Genomic DNA, 904 nt, shown 5'->3' with positions numbered 1-904 from the left:
AACGCTCGAAAATGAGGCCGATCCGACGCTCGAAAACGAGGCCACCGGGTCGTGTGTTTCTAGTCTGCCGGGTCTTGGGTTCTGATGCTGGGCAGGGTGTCGAGTCCGCGGTTGCGAAGCCGGTAGCTGGCGCCCTTGAGGGTGAGCACGTCGGCGTGGTGGACAACTCTGTCGATCATCGCGGCGGCGACGGCCTGGTCGCCGAACACGCCGCCCCAGCCGCTGAAGGGCAGGTTGGAGGTGAGGATCAGCGAGGCGTGCTCGTAGCGGGATGAGACGAGCTGGAAGAACAGGTTCGCGGCGTCTTGTTCGAAGGGCAGGTAGCCGACCTCGTCGACGATGATCAGCCCGTAGCGCCGCAGCCGTGCAAGCTCATTGGGGAGTCGTCCGGCGCGGTGCGCGTCGGTCAGCCGGGTGACCCAGTCGGTCGCGGTGGCGAACAGGACCCGGTGGCCGTGGTTCGCGGCCGCGATGCCCAGGCCGGTGGCCAGGTGGGTCTTGCCGGTGCCGGGCGGACCCAGCAGCACGACGTTGCGGGCCTCGGTCAGGAACCCACCCGAGGCGAGGGCGGCGATCTGCTGCCGGACGCCGGGTTGGGCGTCCCAGTCGAACTCCTCGAGGCTCTTGCGGGCGGCGAACCCGGCGGCCCGGATCCGCAGCTGGGCGCCGGACGCGTGGCGGGCGGACACTTCGCGTTCGAGCACAGCTGCGAGGTACTCCTCGTGGGTCCAGCCGCCGTCGCGGGCGTGATCGGCCAACCTCGCTGCGGCTTCGGTGATCCGGGGTGCCTTCAACGCGGCCGCGAGGTAGGTCAGCTGCTTGAGCGCCTCGCTGCTGTCGGTCTTCGCCTTGCCTGACATCAGGCCACCTCCTCGCCGGCGGTCAGGCCCCCGGCGGTCAGGCC

At 69.8% G+C, this 904-nt stretch carries 1 protein-coding gene; it reads right to left on the bottom strand.

What is annotated here, in order from left to right; all coding sequences use genetic code 11:
* Positions 1–59 precede the first annotated feature (59 nt).
* On the bottom strand, positions 60–860 hold the full coding sequence (gene istB, locus N865_RS21290) for an IS21-like element helper ATPase IstB (protein ID WP_034810285.1): 801 nt from the start codon (positions 858–860) through the stop codon (positions 60–62).
* Positions 861–904: the final 44 nt, after the last annotated feature.

The organism is Intrasporangium oryzae NRRL B-24470, from assembly GCF_000576595.1.
In the GTDB taxonomy this organism is placed as follows: domain Bacteria; phylum Actinomycetota; class Actinomycetes; order Actinomycetales; family Dermatophilaceae; genus Intrasporangium_C; species Intrasporangium_C oryzae.
Note: the sequence above shows the minus strand (reverse complement) of the source record. Positions and strands in the feature narration are given on the sequence as shown.